Origin of the sequence: Falsochrobactrum shanghaiense, from assembly GCF_003149535.1 — a bacterium.
Lineage (GTDB): Bacteria > Pseudomonadota > Alphaproteobacteria > Rhizobiales > Rhizobiaceae > Brucella > Brucella shanghaiense.
In genome coordinates this window covers 90,551-107,015 of record NZ_QGDB01000004.1, presented here as the reverse complement: position 1 = coordinate 107,015, position 16,465 = coordinate 90,551, and the positions used below count along the sequence as shown (strand labels likewise).

Genomic DNA, 16,465 nt, shown 5'->3' with positions numbered 1-16,465 from the left:
CCGCCTTCGGGCGGCTTTTTCTATTGGAGAATGCCAATGGCGTTTCAGCCGAACGTGCAGCAGGCAATCATGCAGGCAGCATCCAGATATGGCGTTGATCCTGCTGCGCTCATGCGAATTGCGCAAATCGAGAGCGGCGGGAACCCAAACGCTAAAAATCCCAAATCATCCGCTGGCGGGCTGTTTCAATTCATCGACGGGACGGCGAAGCAGTACGGCCTTGAGAACAGGTTTGATCCGGCTCAAGCATCGGACGCAGCCGCGAGACTTGCGCGAGATAACGCATCGATTTTGTCTAGAACGCTAGGCCGCGATCCCTCGGCAGGCGAGCTTTATCTTGCCCATCAGCAAGGGGCAGGAGGCGCGGCAAAGCTGCTGGGGAACCCCGGAGCACGGGCTGTCGATATTGTTGGCGCTGATGCTGTCCGCCTGAATGGCGGGGATATGGATATGACGGCAGGTGAGTTCGCCAACAAATGGATAAATAAGGGGTCAATAGGTTCCCAAATCGCGGCTCAGCCGTCATCACCGCCGCAAGCGCCCGGAACGCCAGCGCCGCCACTAGACCCGCCGATTAACGTGGCTTCGCACCCGGCACAGCCCATTCAATCGCAGCCCGAACCACCTTCCGGCCTTCTGTCTGCCCTCGGCGTCGATGCAGCGCAGGCAAATCCGATCTTCGCGGCAATGGGCCAGATGATGCCCGAACAGCAGCAGCCGCAGATGATGCAGCCCATGCAGGCCCCGCAATCCATGCCTGCACTGACTGATTACATTTCCCAATTTCTCAAAACCCGCATGGTATGAGGTCATAAAACATGGCTACGATTTTTGATTGGAGCGTAATCGCTGCCAATAACGATACCGCTGACGCTGATATCAACTGGAAAGAGGGGCAGTTCCCGGACACGGTGAACAACTCTGCGCGTCAAATGATGGCTCGCATTGCTGAGTGGATTAAAGATCAGGGAGTTTTGACTGCTGGCGGTTCGGCTACAGCAATATCACTTCCGACCACCAATACGTCTATGACCGTTCCTGTAGGTGGTATGACAGTTGCATTTCGTGCTGCCGTTACTAATACAGGCACAACCACACTGGCGCTAAACGGCGGTGGTTCAAAGCCATTGCGTAAGGTGTTTGTGGGTGACGCCTCAGCACGCGCCCTTGAGGCTGGTGATATAGTCGCTCAAGGCGTTTATCTCGCCCATTATGATGCAAATGCGAATGCAGGGGCTGGCGCGTGGATACTCGTTAATCCGACAAACTACGAGCAGATGAAGGCCGTTGTTCTAACGGCGATTAACAACGCGCCTGCAAAGTCGACGGTTGTGGATGCAGATACCGCCGTCATCACCGATAGTGCGGATAGCGGCAAATCTAAACGCGTCCTTTGGTCCAACATCAAAGCTTGGCTCAAGGGCTATTTCGATACGATCTATTATGTTCGATCATTGGTTTACACTAGGACCGAAACGAACTCTCAAATCTCAAATGCCGTCGCAGGTAGCATGAATGGCCGAGCTTACCCCCGCAGGGTAGGGGGAGGAAATTTAAACTTCAATTGGTCATTTGGTAGTGGTCAACCGTCTCATATTGTTGCTCATTTTGGCGGTAACCAGTCAGAAGCCGAACTTGTCGCCCCGAGCAATCTCAGTGTTGGCTCAGCATCAAGCGCGAACTATGCGACCAGTGCGGGGAACGCTAATACTGTCGGAGGATGGTCCACCGCCACTATTCAGAACAATATCAATTCAGCGGTGTCGGGACGGATGGAGCTAGGCCTCAACAACCAAATAATAGGCGACAGTTGGTCTGGCCCCACGCCTCGGTTTCAGACGAGAGCCGCCACTCCTTATCGCGCTGCAAACTTTATGGATGGCGCGGCAGAGCGTGGGAGTATTCAAGTGAATACCTCCGGAACTGCTTTCAATACAACTTCTGATTACCGCCTCAAAACCAATGTGACAGAGCTAGACCGAGAAGGTGCATTACAAACTGTTCTGAATATGCGTCCCGTTTCCTTTAACTGGAAAGACAATCCCGATTATCCTCAAACAATCGGCTTCATAGCCCATGAGCTACAAGCCGTGTTCCCTGATGCTGTGACCGGCGAGAAAGACGGTGAAACATTCCAGGGGGTTGATTATGGGCGTCCCACACCTGTGCTTGTCGCAGCAATACAAGCTCTCTCCGACCGTATTGACCAACTGGAAGCTTCGGCATGACTTTGTCTCCGTTCTCAGCCACGTGGAGATCTGACTTAATAAAACGCGTGAAAGCCGTGTTAACTTATGAGCCGCAGACGCTAACCAACGCTCAACAACAACAAGCTCGTGCGAATATCGGTGCTTTCAGCACTAGCGGAGGCACTGTAAGCGGATCGGTTACAGTAACTGGCGTTTTAGATGGCAGATTAAAGCATATTGAAGGTGGCGGATATCTTGAGATCGGGTCGTTTAATTTAAACTCGTATGGGGCTGGCTACGGTCGCCTGTGGTTTAATCCGTCTACCAATACTTTTACACTCACCCAAGAAGCTTCTGGGGCAACTACGTTAGCTGTAAATCACTTTCGTATCGGGGCAACGCCGACCGAGAGCAATCATGCCGCTCGTAAGGCGGACGTTGATGCGGTTGCAGCTAATCGCGTTGCTAATGTGAGACTGGGGTCGGCTGCTATTACGCCGACTGCATCACCGGGGAGTAATGCAGACGCTCCAGAAGGCTGCGTGCTGTTTGGGATTAGGATATTCGCGGGCGGTGATTTCCAAGGAAGATATAGGCCCGTCCAAATATCCATCGGCGGTTCGTGGGTAAATATCTAAGGTGCGTTCAATGAAAAATTATGGAAAAATGACAAGAGAGCGCACAACCTTAGAGTTGCCGGACGGTTCTCCAATAGAAGTCTGGATGTATTATGACAAGGATGGAGTGAATTGGCTCGACCTGACCAAAGACAGCCCGAGTAATTTTTATATAGCGGTCGATGATGAAGGCAATGTTGTGTCTATAACTGATGATGCAAGCATGTTGCAAATTCACGATCTGGAAATGGTAGGGATTGATACCGATTTCGGGTTAAATGAAGATACTGTACTCGGAAAGATTTGGGACGGTTCGGCGATTGTTGAGGCCCCTGTAGTCGAAGAAATAAAGCCGCTTACCGCCCGGCAACTGCGTCTCGGGCTTGTCTCAAACGGCATTTTGCTATCGCAGGTCGAAGCAACAATAGATGCGATTGAAAGTCAGCAAGAACGCGACGTTGCGCGGATTGAATGGGAGTACGCTTCTACGTTTGATCGCAACCACCCACTTATCGAACAGGTTGGCGGTTCGCTCGGCCTTACTGTCGAACAGATTGACGCAATGTGGCTTGCTGCATCAACATTATAAAAAGCCCACAATCAGACTACATGCACCGCCCTTGAGGCGGCTTTTTGTTGCTCAAGAAAAGCCCCGGCACCGGGGGGGTAAACTGGGGCTGCGTCCGCTGATCATTGATCGCTAGACGCCTCATCATTCTGACACAAAATCAGGAAAATCCAACATGAATATGCATCTTGGCGATACCCGCCTCTTGATTGAGGTGGGCCGAAAGCACGGCCTGTTGCGCAATCAGTTAGCTTACGTGCTGGCGACCGCATATCACGAAACGGCGCACACGATGAAACCAGTGCGCGAGACACTGGCAAAAACCGATGCGAAAGCAAAGGAAATCCTCACCAAAGCGTGGAAAGCTGGAAAGCTGCCATGGGTGAAGTCTGACTACTGGTCGGGTGGGTATTTCGGCAGGGGCTACGTCCAGCTTACCCACAAGGCCAATTATGAACGGGCAGGGCGCGAGTTTGGAGTTGATCTGGTCAACAATCCTTCCTTGGCGCTTGAAGCCGACATTGCCGCTCAAATTATCGTGCTCGGGATGCGAGACGGCTGGTTCACCGGGAAAGAACTGGGCGATTACATCACGCTTCAATATTCCAACTTTGTGAGCGCGCGCCGGATTGTCAACGGGACGGACAAAGATGCTCTGATCGCCGGCTATGCCCGAAAGTACGATGATCTACTCCGGGCAGAAGGCTATGGCGTGACGCCTGCCGATAAGCCCGAAATCGGTATACCCGCAACGGAAACGCAGCCACCCACCGGCTGGCTGGCCGCTCTCATCAAGGCGATTTCTTCCATCTTCAAAAGGAGAACGGCATGACCCGTCTCAACAAAATGTGGGCTGCGCTCATCGTGGCCTTTGTCGCATGGGTGCGCTCGTACTTCGGGATTGATCTTGGGATCGATGACGCGACCGCTACGGCCATCGTCGGCGGGATCACGACATTTCTGGTGTGGCTTATTCCGAACAGGGAGCCGAAACCAGAGAAGCCGGAGCCGATGGATAAAGTGCAGGAGCATCACTGATGAGCGCTCTTGCCTTCTTCACATCCCATTGGCGCGTTCTGGCGCTCATAGGCGCGTGTTTGGCGGCAATCGGCCTTTACCAGCTTGGCAAGCGTGACGGGCGGCAGGATGCAGCACTAGAGGCCGCAAGGGCCACTGCAAAGGCAATCTCACAAAGGGCGAACATCGATGAAAAGATTATCGGTATGGATAGCTATCGGCTCTGCATTGAGCTTGGGGGCTTGCAGCCAGACTGCGAGCAATTGCGCGGGCTTCAAGGCAATCCCCGTTAAGCCAACCACCGCCGTCTATCTGGCGCAGAACGATGTTCCTGCAGGGCAGGGCATCGCGGGGCATAATGCATATTTCAAAGCAGCGGGGTGTGGAAGGTGACACCAATGGATAATGAGGCGCCTACCGTAAATCGCATGGTCGAGCTTCCCGACGAGACGCGGGAATTTCTGTCTCAACTGCGGGAGGAAGATATTGACCTGATGAAAGACGGACTGGAACTGGTTCGATCAATGCGCACCATTGGCCGCTTTATGCGGTGGGTGATCCTCGGCATTCTCGCCATCATGATCGGCGTTGTAGCGCTGTATGAAAACGCTGTGAAAATGTGGAGTTGGTTTCAGAAGTGAGCGCGACCGGGTGGGCGCTTTGACTGCGTAAAATGGCCTATAGGTTCATTGAACCGAAGGGGAACTATTTATACGCTTGGGGATTATGCCTTAACCCATTGAGTATCAAGGGTTCGAATGGTGGGCGTGACAGGGATTGAACCTGTGACCCCTACAATGTCAATGTAGTGCTCTCCCGCTGAGCTACACGCCCATTCGATGTGGCGCATACACCATATCGCGTTCCGTCCGTCAATGCCCTTTCCAAAGTTTTTTGGGCTTTATGCCGAACAACTTATCGCAAGCCGGCAAAGATGCTGATCGCCTCAGGCGGCGATCAGCATTTTTTCGATTTCATTGACGAGATCGCGCAGGTGAAATGGCTTCGAGAGCACTTTCGCGTCGCGCGGTGCGTCCGAATCGGGATTGAGCGCGACAGCCGCAAAACCGGTGATAAACATGATCTTCAGGTCAGGGTCGATCTCGGTCGCGCGGCGGGCCAGTTCGATCCCGTCCATTTCCGGCATCACGATGTCGGTCAGCAGCAGCGAGAACGGCTCCTCGCGCAGCCGCTCATAGGCGCTCGCGCCATTATCGAAATGGGTGACGTGATAGCCCGCCTTTTCCAGCGCCTTCACAAGGAAACGACGCATATCGTTATCGTCTTCAGCTAGAAGAATTCTTTTCATTGGTCCGTCCGAATTTCACATCGATCGTTCGTGTCCGCTAACACGACTCAGCCTTCACACTAGAAAACGCTTTTTTGGTAAATATGAAATGAATGATCGCGTAAATGTTAATTGTTATTGCGCTGCTTTGGCAACAAGCTGATATGTGTTACAGGAACGAACGGCAGAAAAGCTGGACGACAGGACGAAAGGCCGGTTATCAAATATTGGTATTGAACACGGCCCATCTTGCATAAGATACTGCTTTTAAAGCACAATGAGCACAGCGCCGTGAGTTCAAGGGTAGTTGAGGCGGGTTGAAGCATGAGTCTGGAACGCGATTTTCCCCTGGTGCCACCTTTTGAGGTGCGCGCGCCTGCCCAGCAGCGCATTCCTTTCGTTTTCAACTCGCCCCATAGCGGTCGCTATTATCCCGAATCATTTCTGCAAGCCTCGCGGCTCGATGCGTTGGCCATCCGCTATTCCGAAGATTGCTATGTCGATGAGTTGTTCGCTTCCGTGCCGCGCCTTGGCGCGCCCCTGCTCAAAGCGCATTTTCCGCGTGCTTTTCTTGATGTGAACCGCGAGCCATACGAACTCGATCCGCGCATGTTCGATGAGCCTCTGCCGCCTTTTGTGAATATCCAGTCTGCGCGTGTGGCGGGAGGGCTGGGCACCATACCGCGCCTGGTGGGCGAGGGACAACTTATCTATCCCGGCCGCATAATGCTTGATGAGGCTTTTTATCGGATTGAGCAGATATACAAGCCCTATCATGCCGCGCTGGAGGAATTGCTGCGTGCGACGCGGCAGCGTTTCAGCTATTCTGTCCTGATCGATTGCCACTCCATGCCGGGCGGTATCCGGCCCGGTGAGATTGGCTCCCGGCCCGATTTTATCATTGGCGACCGTTTCGGGCGTTCATGCAGCGAACAACTCACGCAGGCCGCTATCGAACTGCTTCAGCAGCTTGGATATACGGTGGCGCATAACAAGCCTTATGCGGGCGGTTTTATCACCGAACACTACGGCAGACCGGCAACAGGCTGCTATGCCTTGCAGATCGAGATCAATCGCAGCCTCTATATGGATGAGCAAAGCCTGCAAAAACTGCCCGGCTTCGAGGCGCTTTGTTCGGATCTTTATCAGTTCGTGAGCGATCTTACCTCATTGCCTGATGATCTTTTCAGCGTGCCTCCGCTTGCTGCCGAATAATCCCGCAGGGCCTATCGCTTCATGAAACAGGAGAATGGATTGTTGATCGACCGGACGTTTTTTGCCGAATTAGCCGCCGTGGCCGCTGCGGAAACGCTGCCGCGGTTCCGTCAGTTCAATGCGGTGGACAATAAATACAGTTCCGGATTCGATCCCGTAACGGAAGCCGATCGCGCGGCGGAACGTGCAATCCGCGCGGTCATCGAGCGCAATTTCCCCGATCACGGCATTCTTGGAGAAGAATATGGGCCGCAAAATGTGGATCGCAGCCATGTCTGGGTCATCGATCCGGTCGATGGCACGCGCGCCTTTATCTCTGGTCTGCCCGTATGGGGAACCTTGGTGGGCCTGACCATCGATGGCGATGCCCATGCGGGGATGATGTCGCAGCCCTTTACCGGTGAGTTGTTTTACAGCGATGGAGAGGGCAGCTATCTTGTGCGGCAGGGCGAGGCCGCCGAACCACGGCGCCTTTCGGTGCGTAGCGATGTGAAGCTTGATGAGGCGACGCTTTTCACCACCACGCCCGGCCATTTCAAGGGCGAATTGGGCAAGGGCTTTGACCGGCTGAAAAATGCGGTGCGCCTGACGCGCTATGGCGTGGATTGCTACGCTTTTGCCATGCTGGCTGGCGGCTTTGTCGATATTGTCGTGGAGGCGGGTTTGCAGCCATATGATATTGTTGCGCTTATCCCGATTATCGAGCAGGCAGGCGGCATTATCACGCGGCGCGATGGCGGCCCGGCGGAGCAGGGCGGCGATGTGGTGGCCGCGGCAACGCCAGCCCTGCATGCGGCGGCGCTGGAATTGCTCAACGGATAATCATGCAGGCTCGATGCTTGGCGGCATCGCTTCAATTTCGGACGAGCCGGGAATGAAGGCATCGAATGCCGCCAGCGCCTGTTCGCGATAAAAATCGGCTTCCTGCAACAATTCGTGGCGCGCGCCGTCGATGATGGTGAGTGAGATATTGCGCGTACGCGCCGCGAAGCGTTCAATGGCAGCGGTGGACACGACGCGGTCATTGCCTGCCGCGATTATGAGGACCGGCACGGCAGGGGCCTGTTGAAACTCGGGCTGGCTGACGCGTAAAGCGGTGGTCAGCGCGCCCCACAGCCATTGCACGGTCGGGCCTCCAAGCGCCAGTTCGGGATGAGCGCGGGATATTGCCCCATTGCGCATGAAACGGGCGGGATCGCTGGTGAGAGGATTGTTGGCGAAAGGCCGGTTTCGCCGCGTTTTCCCGCCGGAGGCATAAATCCGGCCAAGGCCCATCCAGCGCAAGGCCAGTGCCGCGCGGCGCATCGTGTCGTCGCTCAATCGCGGATCGCCCAGACCGATGAGCGGCGTGCTGAGCACCATGCGCGTTATGCGTGAGGAAAGTTTCGGCATCGATGCATAGGCGATCAATGCGCCTGCGGAATGTGCGAGCACATAGAAGGGCGGCGGGCAGTCGGGCAGGACGATTTCGCTCAGGAACTGATCGAGATCGTCGGTGTAATCACTGAATCGATCCACATAGCCGCGCAGCCGGTCTTTGAGCAATCTGTGCGAGCCGCCCTGTCCGCGCCAATCGAAAGTGGCGACGGTGAAACCGCGCCGGGACAGATCGATCATAGTCTCGAAATATTTTTCGATGAATTCATTGCGCCCATGCAGCAGAACAACGGTTCCGCGGAGCGGCCTGCTATCGGCTTTCAGCAGTGCATAGCGAAGCTTTTTGCCGTCCCTGCTTTCAAACAGACCGGATTTTATCCCCGAAGGGATCGGATTGGCGTCGGTTTCAAAAAGCAGTTCCGGCATGGACACGACCTGCGGCTATGAATGGCTGATATTGCTCCTATTATAATGAAACAGAATGATAAAAAGTAACCGGAAGTTTGTAAGCAAACTTCCGGTTCCAAAACAGCAGGCGCAAGGGACGTTGCAACCGGCTGAATTTCTAAAAGATCATGAAATTATCGGCCGCGACCAACGCGGCGCTCATCGAGAATGCGGCCACTATAGGCGTCGACCGTCAGGATGACGCGTCCGCCGCGCGGACGGGTAGCGCGGATACGATAGGTATCGCGACGCCGGTCCATGTCGCCCACCGCATAGCCGCGCCGTTCGAGTGAGCGGGCAATCTGTCTTGGCCCCATTGCACCGCGCCGACGATCATTCCCCCAGTCGGGGCGGCGATCGCGATGCCCGTCATGCCATTGAATCTCTATGACAGAACCGTGACCGGCAGCGAAAGATGGTACCGTATAAGCGGTAGCGATAGTGGCAAGAGCGGCAAAAGCGAGAACAGATTTTCTCATGGTAGTGATCCTTAAAGGGACTTGTTATCGGTCAGTTGTCGTGTAGTGGAACAGTAGCCCCAGCCACCTGAACGCTCGCCGAAGATATTGTTCATTTTTGGTTCAGCGAATGACGATTTGTTTCAGCATGCAGAAGGGCTTGAAATCAAAAATATCCATTCCCAAATGAACAATGCGGTCGCCGATAACGGGATCGCCGGCATGAGAGAGCTCGCCAAAACGGGAGTTCTGCCGCCAGTCAATGCATCCTGTCGCTCTTAAGGAGGGCTAACATATGCGTCACGTAGATTTTTCTCCGCTTTATCGTTCCACCGTTGGTTTCGACCGTCTTTTCTCGATGCTCGATACGCTTGCATCGCCGGAAGGCACGCAGTCCTATCCGCCTTATAATATTGAGCGGACCGGCGAGAACGCCTATCGCATCACCATGGCGGTTGCGGGTTTTTCGGAAAACGAACTGGAGATCGAAGCACACCGCAATCAACTGACCATCAAGGGCCAAAAGGCGGAAAATGACACTTCCGAAACCGGCGAAGTGCTTTATCGCGGCATTGCTTCGCGCGCTTTCGAGCGCCGCTTCCAGCTTGCGGATTTTGTCGAGGTCGCGGGCGCCAGCCTGCAAAACGGCTTGCTGCATATCGATCTCAAGCGCGAGATTCCCGAGCAGATGAAACCGCGCAAGATCGAGGTTGGCACGGCATCGTCTGCCGATAGCCAGCAGATCGAGACGAAAACCACCCATTAATTGCCAATGGAATGAATGAGAGGGCGGCGCTTCAAGCGCCGCCTTTGTTTTTCAGGCGATCAATGCGCCGAGACGGTCCACTTCTTCTTCGCTATTGGCGAAGCTGGTGACGAAGCGGGCGAAAATCTCGCCCTCGCTGATGCGATCGACTTCCGAATGGGGCGGGTTCCAGTCGTAGAAAACAGCACCCTTCTCCTGCAAATGCTCATAGACCGATTGTTGCATGATCGCGAAAACCTCATTGGCTTCGGGCGTCCATGCAAGACGCATCTGGTTGGAAGCTTCGATATGCTGCGCCAGACGGGCGGCCAGCGCATTGGAATGTTGCGCCAGTTCAAGCCAGAGGCCGTCGGCCAGATAGGCGTCGAACTGTGCGGCGATGAAACGGGTCTTGGAAAAAAGCTGTGCTGCGCGCTTGCGGATGAAAGGCAGGTCGCGTGCGCGTTCGGGTTTCATGAAAACCAGCGCTTCCGCACACCAGCAGCCGTTCTTGGTGCCGCCAAAGGAGACAATATCGACGCCCCGTTTCCACGTCATTTCGGCAGGCGTCATGTCCAGCGAGACCAGCGCATTGGCAAAACGGGCGCCATCCATATGCAAAGGCAGGCCATTGTCATGGCAGATTTTTGCAATCGCTTCTATATGATCGGGCTGATAGATCGTGCCGACTTCGGTCGCTTGCGTGATGCTCACCGCCATGGGCTGGCCGGCATGAACAAAGGCCGGATCGAAGCGTTTCAATTCGCGCTTGAGAAGCTCCGGGTCCATGCGACCCAAAGCGCCATCGATTGGGTGCAGGCGTGCGCCGCCGGTAAAATATTCCGGTGCGCCGCATTCATCCTCGATCACATGGGCTTCGCGATGGACCATAGAAACGCCGCCGGGACGGTTGACGCTGGCAAGCGCCAATGAATTGGCCGCCGTACCGGTGCCGACGAAAAACACAGCGACTTCGCGCTCGAACAATTCATTGAAACGCTGTTCAACGCGCTTGTCGAGTTCGCTTGCGCCATAGGCTTCGGCAAAACCCGCAGCATGAGTGGAAAGGCTTTCGGCGATTTTTGGATGGGCCCCGGCCCAGTTATCGGAAGCAAAATGCAAGTTTCTCTCCGCTGGCAAGAATTGCTGGCGCAAACAGGATGCGTCATTTCAAAAACGTAAAATGTGTCTATAGCCGCTCAGCGCCGCAGGAGTAACCCGTCTTTGCGAAAAATCGGAAGCACCGGCTATTTCATTCGTCGTATGGTTGCCTGAGCACGGCGCCAGCGCAACTAAATGAGGCAGACTGCCATTGCTGTGGCATTTTATTACGCCAGATGCCGAAAAAAATCGCGTTTCCATCTTGTGAGTGAATTTGAATTCTGCCATAGATAATTAGGACAGCAATACTGACTAGTTCACCGATGCTGTCCCATAAAACACTGCGATTGGCTGAATATCTGTTAGAATGTTCTCGTCGGTCGCAGAAAGAAAATGTTCGTGCAAGCGGGTAGGATCCCGTTCAAAGGACATTGATTTAGACAGGGAGTTTGGTGCGCCTGTTCTGGCGGGCCGGGTCAACCTGTCCGAGCCTGACAAGACAAGGCGCTTAAACAATATTCCCCGCGGCGGCTGTTATCCGCACGCATTGGAACGTCGTCCAACGCCTTTTCGATAAGGCTCTCCACATATGCAAAGCAATTGCGGAACGGTGTGCCGTTCCGGCCTGTATCTGATCGCGACGCCCCGCAGCCGGGGCCTATTGGAGGAAATGACGATGCCGCATTTGACGCCATCTGTATCGCACGTGATGTCTCACACCATACAGAACGAAAACGTCAAGGCTGCCACGACAACCACCATGGATTCGGCACGAAAAACGACGCGGCACACACGCGGCGTTCCGCCAGCGCAAGGTCTTTACGACCCGCGCAACGAGCATGACGCCTGCGGCGTTGGCTTTGTTGCGCATATGAAGGGTAAAAAATCACATCAGGTCATCGAGAACGGCCTGTTCATGCTTGAAAATCTCACCCATCGCGGTGCGGTGGGCGCCGATCCCCTGATGGGCGACGGCGCGGGCATTCTGGTACAGATTCCCGACCGCTTTTTTCGCGAGGAAATGGCGCGGCAGGGCATCGATCTGCCACAGCCCGGCCATTATGGCGTCGGCTATCTCTTCATGCCGCGCGATGCGGAATTGCGCGCGCATATTGAAGAAATCGTCCGGGAAGTGATTGCGGCGGAAGGCCAGTCCTTCATCGGCTTTCGCGAAGTGCCGGTCGATAATTCGTCGCTGTCGAAAGCACCGGAAATTGCCGCAACCGAGCCGTTTCACTTGCAGGTCTTTATTGGCCGCAATCCGGCACTGGAAACGGATGACGATTTCGAGCGCCGTCTGTTCGTGCTGCGCAAGGTCATTTCCAATCGTATCTATCAGGAGAATGACGGCGACGATAACGGCTTTTACATCGTCTCCATGTCGGCGCGTACGGTGGTCTATAAGGGCATGTTTCTGGCCTATCAGGTCGGCAGCTATTATCGCGATCTCAAAGACCCGCGCTTTGAAAGTGCCGTGGCGCTGGTGCATCAGCGCTTTTCCACCAACACCTTCCCGTCATGGCGGCTGGCGCATCCCTACCGCATGGTCGCGCATAATGGTGAAATCAACACGCTGCGCGGCAATGTGAACTGGATGGCTGCGCGTCAGGCTTCGGTGGATTCGGAGCTTTTCGGCAACGATATTTCCAAGCTGTGGCCGATCTCCTATGAGGGCCAGTCGGATACGGCCTGCTTCGACAATGCGCTCGAATTTCTGCATCAGGGCGGCTACAGCCTCGCTCATGCGATGATGATGCTGATCCCCGAAGCATGGTCGGGCAACAAGCTGATGTCGGACGAGCGCCGTGCATTCTACGAATATCATGCGGCCCTCATGGAGCCGTGGGACGGCCCTGCCGCTGTCGCTTTCACCGATGGCCGCCAGATTGGTGCTACGCTCGACCGCAATGGTTTGCGCCCGGCGCGCTATATCGTGACGGATGACGATTTCGTCATTCTGGCGTCCGAAGCGGGTGTCCTGCCGGTCGAGGAAAAGAAGATCGTCAAGAAATGGCGTCTTCAGCCGGGCCGCATGCTGCTCATCGATATGGAAGAGGGCCGCATTGTTTCCGACGAGGAAATCAAGTCGCAGATTGCCCGGAAGCATCCTTACAAGCAATGGCTCGCCAATACGCAGCTCATTCTGGAGGAGCTCAATCCGGTTGAGCCGCGCGCATTGCGCAAGGATGTAAGCCTTCTCGACCGCCAGCAATCATTTGGCTACAGCCAGGAAGACACCCGGCTTCTGATGTCGCCCATGGCCACGACCGGACAGGAAGCCATCGGCTCGATGGGGACGGATACGCCGATTTCGGCCATGTCCGACAAGGCGAAGCTGCTTTACACCTATTTCAAGCAGAATTTCGCGCAGGTCACCAATCCGCCGATCGATCCGATCCGCGAGGAACTGGTGATGAGCCTTGTTTCCTTCATCGGTCCGCGCCCGAACATTTTCGATCTGGTGGGCACCTCGCGCCGCAAGCGGCTGGAAGTGCGCCAGCCGATCCTGACCAATGGCGATCTGGAAAAAATCCGCTCCATCGGCCACACCGAAGACCGTTTCGACACCAAGACGCTCGACATCACCTATAATGTCGGCGAGGGTGCTGCGGGTATGCATGGCGCCATCGAACGCCTGTGCGACCGTGCGGAAGCCGCCGTTCATGGCGGTTACAACATTGTCATCCTGTCGGATCGTCAGGTTGGTGCGGATCGCATTCCGATCCCCGCTTTGCTTGCGACGGCTGCCGTCCACCATCATCTGATCCGCAAGGGCCTGCGCACCTCGGTCGGCCTTGTGGTCGAATCGGGCGAGCCGCGCGAAGTGCATCATTTCGCCTGTCTTGCGGGCTATGGTGCGGAGGCAATCAATCCCTATCTCGCCTTTGACACGCTGCTCGACATGCATCGCCGCCGCGAATTTCCGCCGGAAGTGGACGCGGATGAAGTCGTCAAGCGCTACATCAAGTCGATTGGCAAGGGCATATTGAAAGTCATGTCCAAAATGGGCATTTCGACTTATCAGTCCTATTGCGGCGCGCAGATTTTCGATGCGGTGGGGCTGAAGACAGGCTTCGTCGATCAGTATTTCTTCGGCACCGCCACCAGTATCGAGGGTGTCGGGCTTGAGGAAATCGCCGAGGAAACCGTGCGTCGTCACAAGGATGCATTCGGCGATGATCCGGTTTTGCTGACCGCGCTCGAAGTCGGCGGCGAATATGCCTATCGCGTGCGCGGCGAGGCGCATATGTGGTCGCCGGATGCGGTGGCGAAGCTGCAACATGCGGTGCGCACCTCCAATCCGCAGACATTCAGCGAATATACTGCGATGCTCGACGCGAAGTCGGCGCAGGCAAGGACCATTCGCGGATTGTTCGATATTCGTTTTGCAAAGGATCGGGGCTTTGAGCCTATCTCTATCGATGAGGTCGAACCGGCTGTTGAAATCGTCAAGCGTTTCTCGACGGGGGCCATGTCTTTCGGCTCGATCTCGCGTGAGGCGCACACCACGCTGGCGCGGGCGATGAACGCCATTGGCGGCAAGTCGAATACGGGCGAGGGTGGTGAGGAGCCGGATCGCTTCTATCCGCTGCCCGACGGGACGCCTAACCCGGAGCGTTCTGCCATCAAGCAGGTGGCCTCGGGCCGGTTCGGCGTGACGACGGAATATCTGGTCAATGCCGATCTTATCCAGATCAAGGTCGCGCAGGGTGCAAAGCCCGGCGAGGGTGGCCAGCTTCCGGGCCACAAGGTCGATGCGACAATCGCCAAGACCCGGCATTCGACGCCGGGGGTGGGCCTCATTTCGCCGCCGCCGCATCACGACATCTATTCCATCGAAGATCTGGCGCAACTCATTTACGATCTTAAAAACGTCAATCCGGCTGCCGATATTTCGGTCAAGCTGGTGTCGGAAGTGGGTGTGGGCACGGTTGCGGCTGGCGTCGCAAAGGCGCGCGCCGATCACATTACTGTATCCGGCTATGATGGCGGCACGGGTGCCTCGCCGCTCACTTCGCTCAAACATGCGGGTTCGCCATGGGAAATCGGCCTTGCCGAAACCCATCAGACGCTGGTGCTCAACGGCCTTCGTTCGCGCATCGCCTTGCAGGTCGATGGCGGGCTGCGCACCGGGCGCGACGTGGTGATCGGGGCGCTGTTGGGGGCCGATGAATTCGGCTTCTCGACCGCGCCGCTGATTGCCGCAGGCTGTATCATGATGCGCAAATGTCATCTCAACACCTGCCCGGTGGGCGTGGCGACGCAGGACCCGGTGCTGCGCAAGCGCTTCAAGGGCACGCCGGAGCATGTCATCAACTTCTTCTTTTATCTTGCGGAAGAAGTGCGGGCACTTCTCGCGCAGATGGGCTTTACCCGGCTGGAAGACATTATCGGCCAGACGGAATTGCTCGAAAAGCAGGCGATGATCGATCACTGGAAAGCCCGAGGCCTCGATTTCAGCCGCATCCTCCATAAGCCTGAGGCTGAAAGGAAGGCGGTTTACTGGACCGAACGTCAGCATCATCCGATTGAAGACGTTCTTGATCGCAAGCTGATCGCCGAAGCGATGCCTGCGCTCGAAGAGCGCCAGCCGGTCAGGATCGATGTCGACATCAAGAATGTGGATCGTTCGGCAGGCGCGATGCTTTCGGGCGAAGTGGCCAGGCGCTTCCGGCACAAGGGCCTGCCGGAAGACACAATAGCCGTTACCCTGCGCGGTACGGCAGGCCAGTCGTTTGGGGCATTCCTTGCGCGTGGCATCTCGTTCGATCTGATCGGTGATGGCAATGATTATGTCGGCAAAGGGCTTTCGGGCGGACGCATCATCGTGCGGCCACCGGAAGACGCGCGTATTGCAGCTGAAAACTCCATCATTGTCGGCAATACCGTGCTTTATGGCGCGCTGGAAGGCGAATGCTATTTCCGCGGCGTGGCGGGCGAGCGCTTTGCGGTGCGCAATTCGGGCGCGGTAACGGTTGTCGAAGGCGTCGGCGATCACGGCTGCGAATATATGACCGGCGGTGTGGTCGTGGTCATTGGCCAGACCGGGCGTAATTTCGCGGCGGGCATGTCGGGCGGCGTCGCCTATGTGCTCGACGAGGAAGGCGATTTTGCCCAGCGCTGCAATATGGCGATGGTCGAACTGGAGCCGGTGCCCGAAGAGGACGATATTCTCGAAAAACTGCACCATCACGGCGGCGACCTGATGCATAAGGGCCGTGTCGACGTTTCCGCCAACATGACCCACCATGACGAGGAACGTCTGGCGCAATTGATTGCCAATCATCTCCATTACACCGGCTCAACGCGGGCAAAGGATATTCTCGACAATTGGGAGAGCTATCGCCCCAAATTCGTGAAGGTCATGCCGGTCGAATATCGTCGCGCTCTGGAAGAGATGGAGCGCATGCAGATCGGTGTCGCGGCGGAATGACCGCCTTGC

At 55.8% G+C, this 16,465-nt stretch carries 16 protein-coding genes and 1 tRNA gene; 12 read left to right on the top strand and 5 right to left on the bottom strand.

The genetic code is table 11. From position 1 onward, the window contains the following. The first annotated feature begins 30 nt into the window (after positions 1 to 30). The 8 genes from DKP76_RS11460 to DKP76_RS11430 all read left to right on the top strand — a co-directional run bounded on the left by DKP76_RS11460 (position 31) and on the right by DKP76_RS11430 (position 5,032). Entirely contained in the window at positions 31 to 807 is a 777-nt protein-coding gene (locus DKP76_RS11460; protein WP_109706772.1) for a transglycosylase SLT domain-containing protein, read from the top strand. A gap of 11 nt (positions 808 to 818) precedes the next feature. Further along, complete coding sequence (locus DKP76_RS11455; protein ID WP_109706770.1) at positions 819 to 2,228, top strand: tail fiber domain-containing protein; 1,410 nt, start codon at positions 819 to 821, stop codon at positions 2,226 to 2,228. Then, positions 2,225 to 2,827 carry a hypothetical protein gene (locus tag DKP76_RS11450; protein WP_109706768.1) on the top strand — a complete coding sequence of 201 codons (603 nt, stop codon included), beginning with the start codon at positions 2,225 to 2,227 and terminating at the stop codon, positions 2,825 to 2,827. The genes DKP76_RS11455 and DKP76_RS11450 overlap by 4 nt, the downstream gene beginning before the upstream one ends. 10 nt (positions 2,828 to 2,837) lie before the next feature. Then, entirely contained in the window at positions 2,838 to 3,395 is a 558-nt protein-coding gene (locus DKP76_RS11445) for a hypothetical protein (protein ID WP_146198922.1), read from the top strand. 154 nt (positions 3,396 to 3,549) lie between these two features. Then, entirely contained in the window at positions 3,550 to 4,206 is a 657-nt protein-coding gene (locus DKP76_RS11440) for a glycoside hydrolase family 19 protein (RefSeq protein WP_245410214.1), read from the top strand. Next, the gene (locus DKP76_RS11435) at positions 4,203 to 4,412 is read left to right on the top strand and encodes a hypothetical protein (protein ID WP_109706764.1); all 210 of its coding nucleotides are present in this window, start codon (positions 4,203 to 4,205) and stop codon (positions 4,410 to 4,412) included. The genes DKP76_RS11440 and DKP76_RS11435 overlap by 4 nt, the downstream gene beginning before the upstream one ends. Next, the gene (locus DKP76_RS19205) at positions 4,412 to 4,684 is read left to right on the top strand and encodes a hypothetical protein (RefSeq protein WP_158279435.1); all 273 of its coding nucleotides are present in this window, start codon (positions 4,412 to 4,414) and stop codon (positions 4,682 to 4,684) included. The genes DKP76_RS11435 and DKP76_RS19205 overlap by 1 nt, the downstream gene beginning before the upstream one ends. Positions 4,685 to 4,789: 105 nt before the next feature. After that, positions 4,790 to 5,032 carry a hypothetical protein gene (locus DKP76_RS11430; protein WP_109706762.1) on the top strand — a complete coding sequence of 81 codons (243 nt, stop codon included), beginning with the start codon at positions 4,790 to 4,792 and terminating at the stop codon, positions 5,030 to 5,032. A gap of 118 nt (positions 5,033 to 5,150) precedes the next feature. Here the strand turns inward: DKP76_RS11430 and DKP76_RS11425 are convergent. After that, a tRNA-Val gene (locus DKP76_RS11425) sits at positions 5,151 to 5,225 on the bottom strand. Between the two features lie 112 nt (positions 5,226 to 5,337). Further along, positions 5,338 to 5,700 carry a cell cycle two-component system response regulator CpdR gene (gene cpdR / locus DKP76_RS11420; protein WP_007877205.1) on the bottom strand — a complete coding sequence of 121 codons (363 nt, stop codon included), beginning with the start codon at positions 5,698 to 5,700 and terminating at the stop codon, positions 5,338 to 5,340. Between the two features lie 303 nt (positions 5,701 to 6,003). Here cpdR and DKP76_RS11415 point away from each other — a divergent pair, with 303 nt between their 5' ends. Beyond that, the gene (locus tag DKP76_RS11415; protein ID WP_109706761.1) at positions 6,004 to 6,894 is read left to right on the top strand and encodes an N-formylglutamate amidohydrolase; all 891 of its coding nucleotides are present in this window, start codon (positions 6,004 to 6,006) and stop codon (positions 6,892 to 6,894) included. A gap of 39 nt (positions 6,895 to 6,933) precedes the next feature. Continuing rightward, positions 6,934 to 7,716: a histidinol-phosphatase gene (gene hisN, locus DKP76_RS11410; protein ID WP_109706759.1), complete on the top strand. Its 783-nt coding sequence runs from the start codon at positions 6,934 to 6,936 to the stop codon at positions 7,714 to 7,716. Here the strand turns inward: hisN and DKP76_RS11405 are convergent, their stop codons facing one another. Together DKP76_RS11405 and DKP76_RS11400 are read right to left on the bottom strand one after the other, a co-directional pair. Then, the gene (locus DKP76_RS11405) at positions 7,717 to 8,697 is read right to left on the bottom strand and encodes an alpha/beta fold hydrolase (protein WP_109706758.1); all 981 of its coding nucleotides are present in this window, start codon (positions 8,695 to 8,697) and stop codon (positions 7,717 to 7,719) included. A gap of 155 nt (positions 8,698 to 8,852) precedes the next feature. Beyond that, complete coding sequence (locus DKP76_RS11400) at positions 8,853 to 9,197, bottom strand: PepSY domain-containing protein (protein ID WP_109706756.1); 345 nt, start codon at positions 9,195 to 9,197, stop codon at positions 8,853 to 8,855. Positions 9,198 to 9,471: 274 nt separating this feature from the next. On the opposite strand from DKP76_RS11400, the gene DKP76_RS11395 reads away from it, so the two are divergent. Then, positions 9,472 to 9,942 (top strand): Hsp20 family protein, encoded by a 471-nt coding sequence (locus DKP76_RS11395; RefSeq protein WP_109706755.1) that lies wholly within the window; start codon positions 9,472 to 9,474, stop codon positions 9,940 to 9,942. A 51-nt stretch (positions 9,943 to 9,993) separates the two neighbouring features. Here DKP76_RS11395 and DKP76_RS11390 read toward each other — a convergent pair whose 3' ends face one another. Further along, entirely contained in the window at positions 9,994 to 11,043 is a 1,050-nt protein-coding gene (locus tag DKP76_RS11390; protein ID WP_109706753.1) for a threonine aldolase family protein, read from the bottom strand. A 655-nt stretch (positions 11,044 to 11,698) separates the two neighbouring features. On the opposite strand from DKP76_RS11390, the gene gltB reads away from it, so the two are divergent. Further along, entirely contained in the window at positions 11,699 to 16,456 is a 4,758-nt protein-coding gene (gene gltB, locus DKP76_RS11385; protein ID WP_109706752.1) for a glutamate synthase large subunit, read from the top strand. The last annotated feature ends 9 nt before the right edge of the window (positions 16,457 to 16,465 follow it).

Excerpts from the sequence above, each read along its gene's own strand:
- DKP76_RS11460 (WP_109706772.1), top strand. The coding sequence starts at position 31 with ATGCCAATGGCGTTTCAGCCGAACGTGCAGCAGGCAATCATGCAGGCA.
- DKP76_RS11455 (WP_109706770.1), top strand. The coding sequence starts at position 819 with ATGGCTACGATTTTTGATTGGAGCGTAATCGCTGCCAATAACGATACC.
- DKP76_RS11450 (WP_109706768.1), top strand. The coding sequence starts at position 2,225 with ATGACTTTGTCTCCGTTCTCAGCCACGTGGAGATCTGACTTAATAAAA.
- DKP76_RS11445 (WP_146198922.1), top strand. The coding sequence starts at position 2,838 with ATGAAAAATTATGGAAAAATGACAAGAGAGCGCACAACCTTAGAGTTG.
- DKP76_RS11440 (WP_245410214.1), top strand. The coding sequence starts at position 3,550 with ATGAATATGCATCTTGGCGATACCCGCCTCTTGATTGAGGTGGGCCGA.
- DKP76_RS11435 (WP_109706764.1), top strand. The coding sequence starts at position 4,203 with ATGACCCGTCTCAACAAAATGTGGGCTGCGCTCATCGTGGCCTTTGTC.
- DKP76_RS19205 (WP_158279435.1), top strand. The coding sequence starts at position 4,412 with ATGAGCGCTCTTGCCTTCTTCACATCCCATTGGCGCGTTCTGGCGCTC.
- DKP76_RS11430 (WP_109706762.1), top strand. The coding sequence starts at position 4,790 with ATGGATAATGAGGCGCCTACCGTAAATCGCATGGTCGAGCTTCCCGAC.
- cpdR (WP_007877205.1), bottom strand. The coding sequence starts at position 5,700 with ATGAAAAGAATTCTTCTAGCTGAAGACGATAACGATATGCGTCGTTTC.
- DKP76_RS11415 (WP_109706761.1), top strand. The coding sequence starts at position 6,004 with ATGAGTCTGGAACGCGATTTTCCCCTGGTGCCACCTTTTGAGGTGCGC.
- DKP76_RS11405 (WP_109706758.1), bottom strand. The coding sequence starts at position 8,697 with ATGCCGGAACTGCTTTTTGAAACCGACGCCAATCCGATCCCTTCGGGG.
- DKP76_RS11400 (WP_109706756.1), bottom strand. The coding sequence starts at position 9,197 with ATGAGAAAATCTGTTCTCGCTTTTGCCGCTCTTGCCACTATCGCTACC.
- DKP76_RS11395 (WP_109706755.1), top strand. The coding sequence starts at position 9,472 with ATGCGTCACGTAGATTTTTCTCCGCTTTATCGTTCCACCGTTGGTTTC.
- gltB (WP_109706752.1), top strand. The coding sequence starts at position 11,699 with ATGCCGCATTTGACGCCATCTGTATCGCACGTGATGTCTCACACCATA.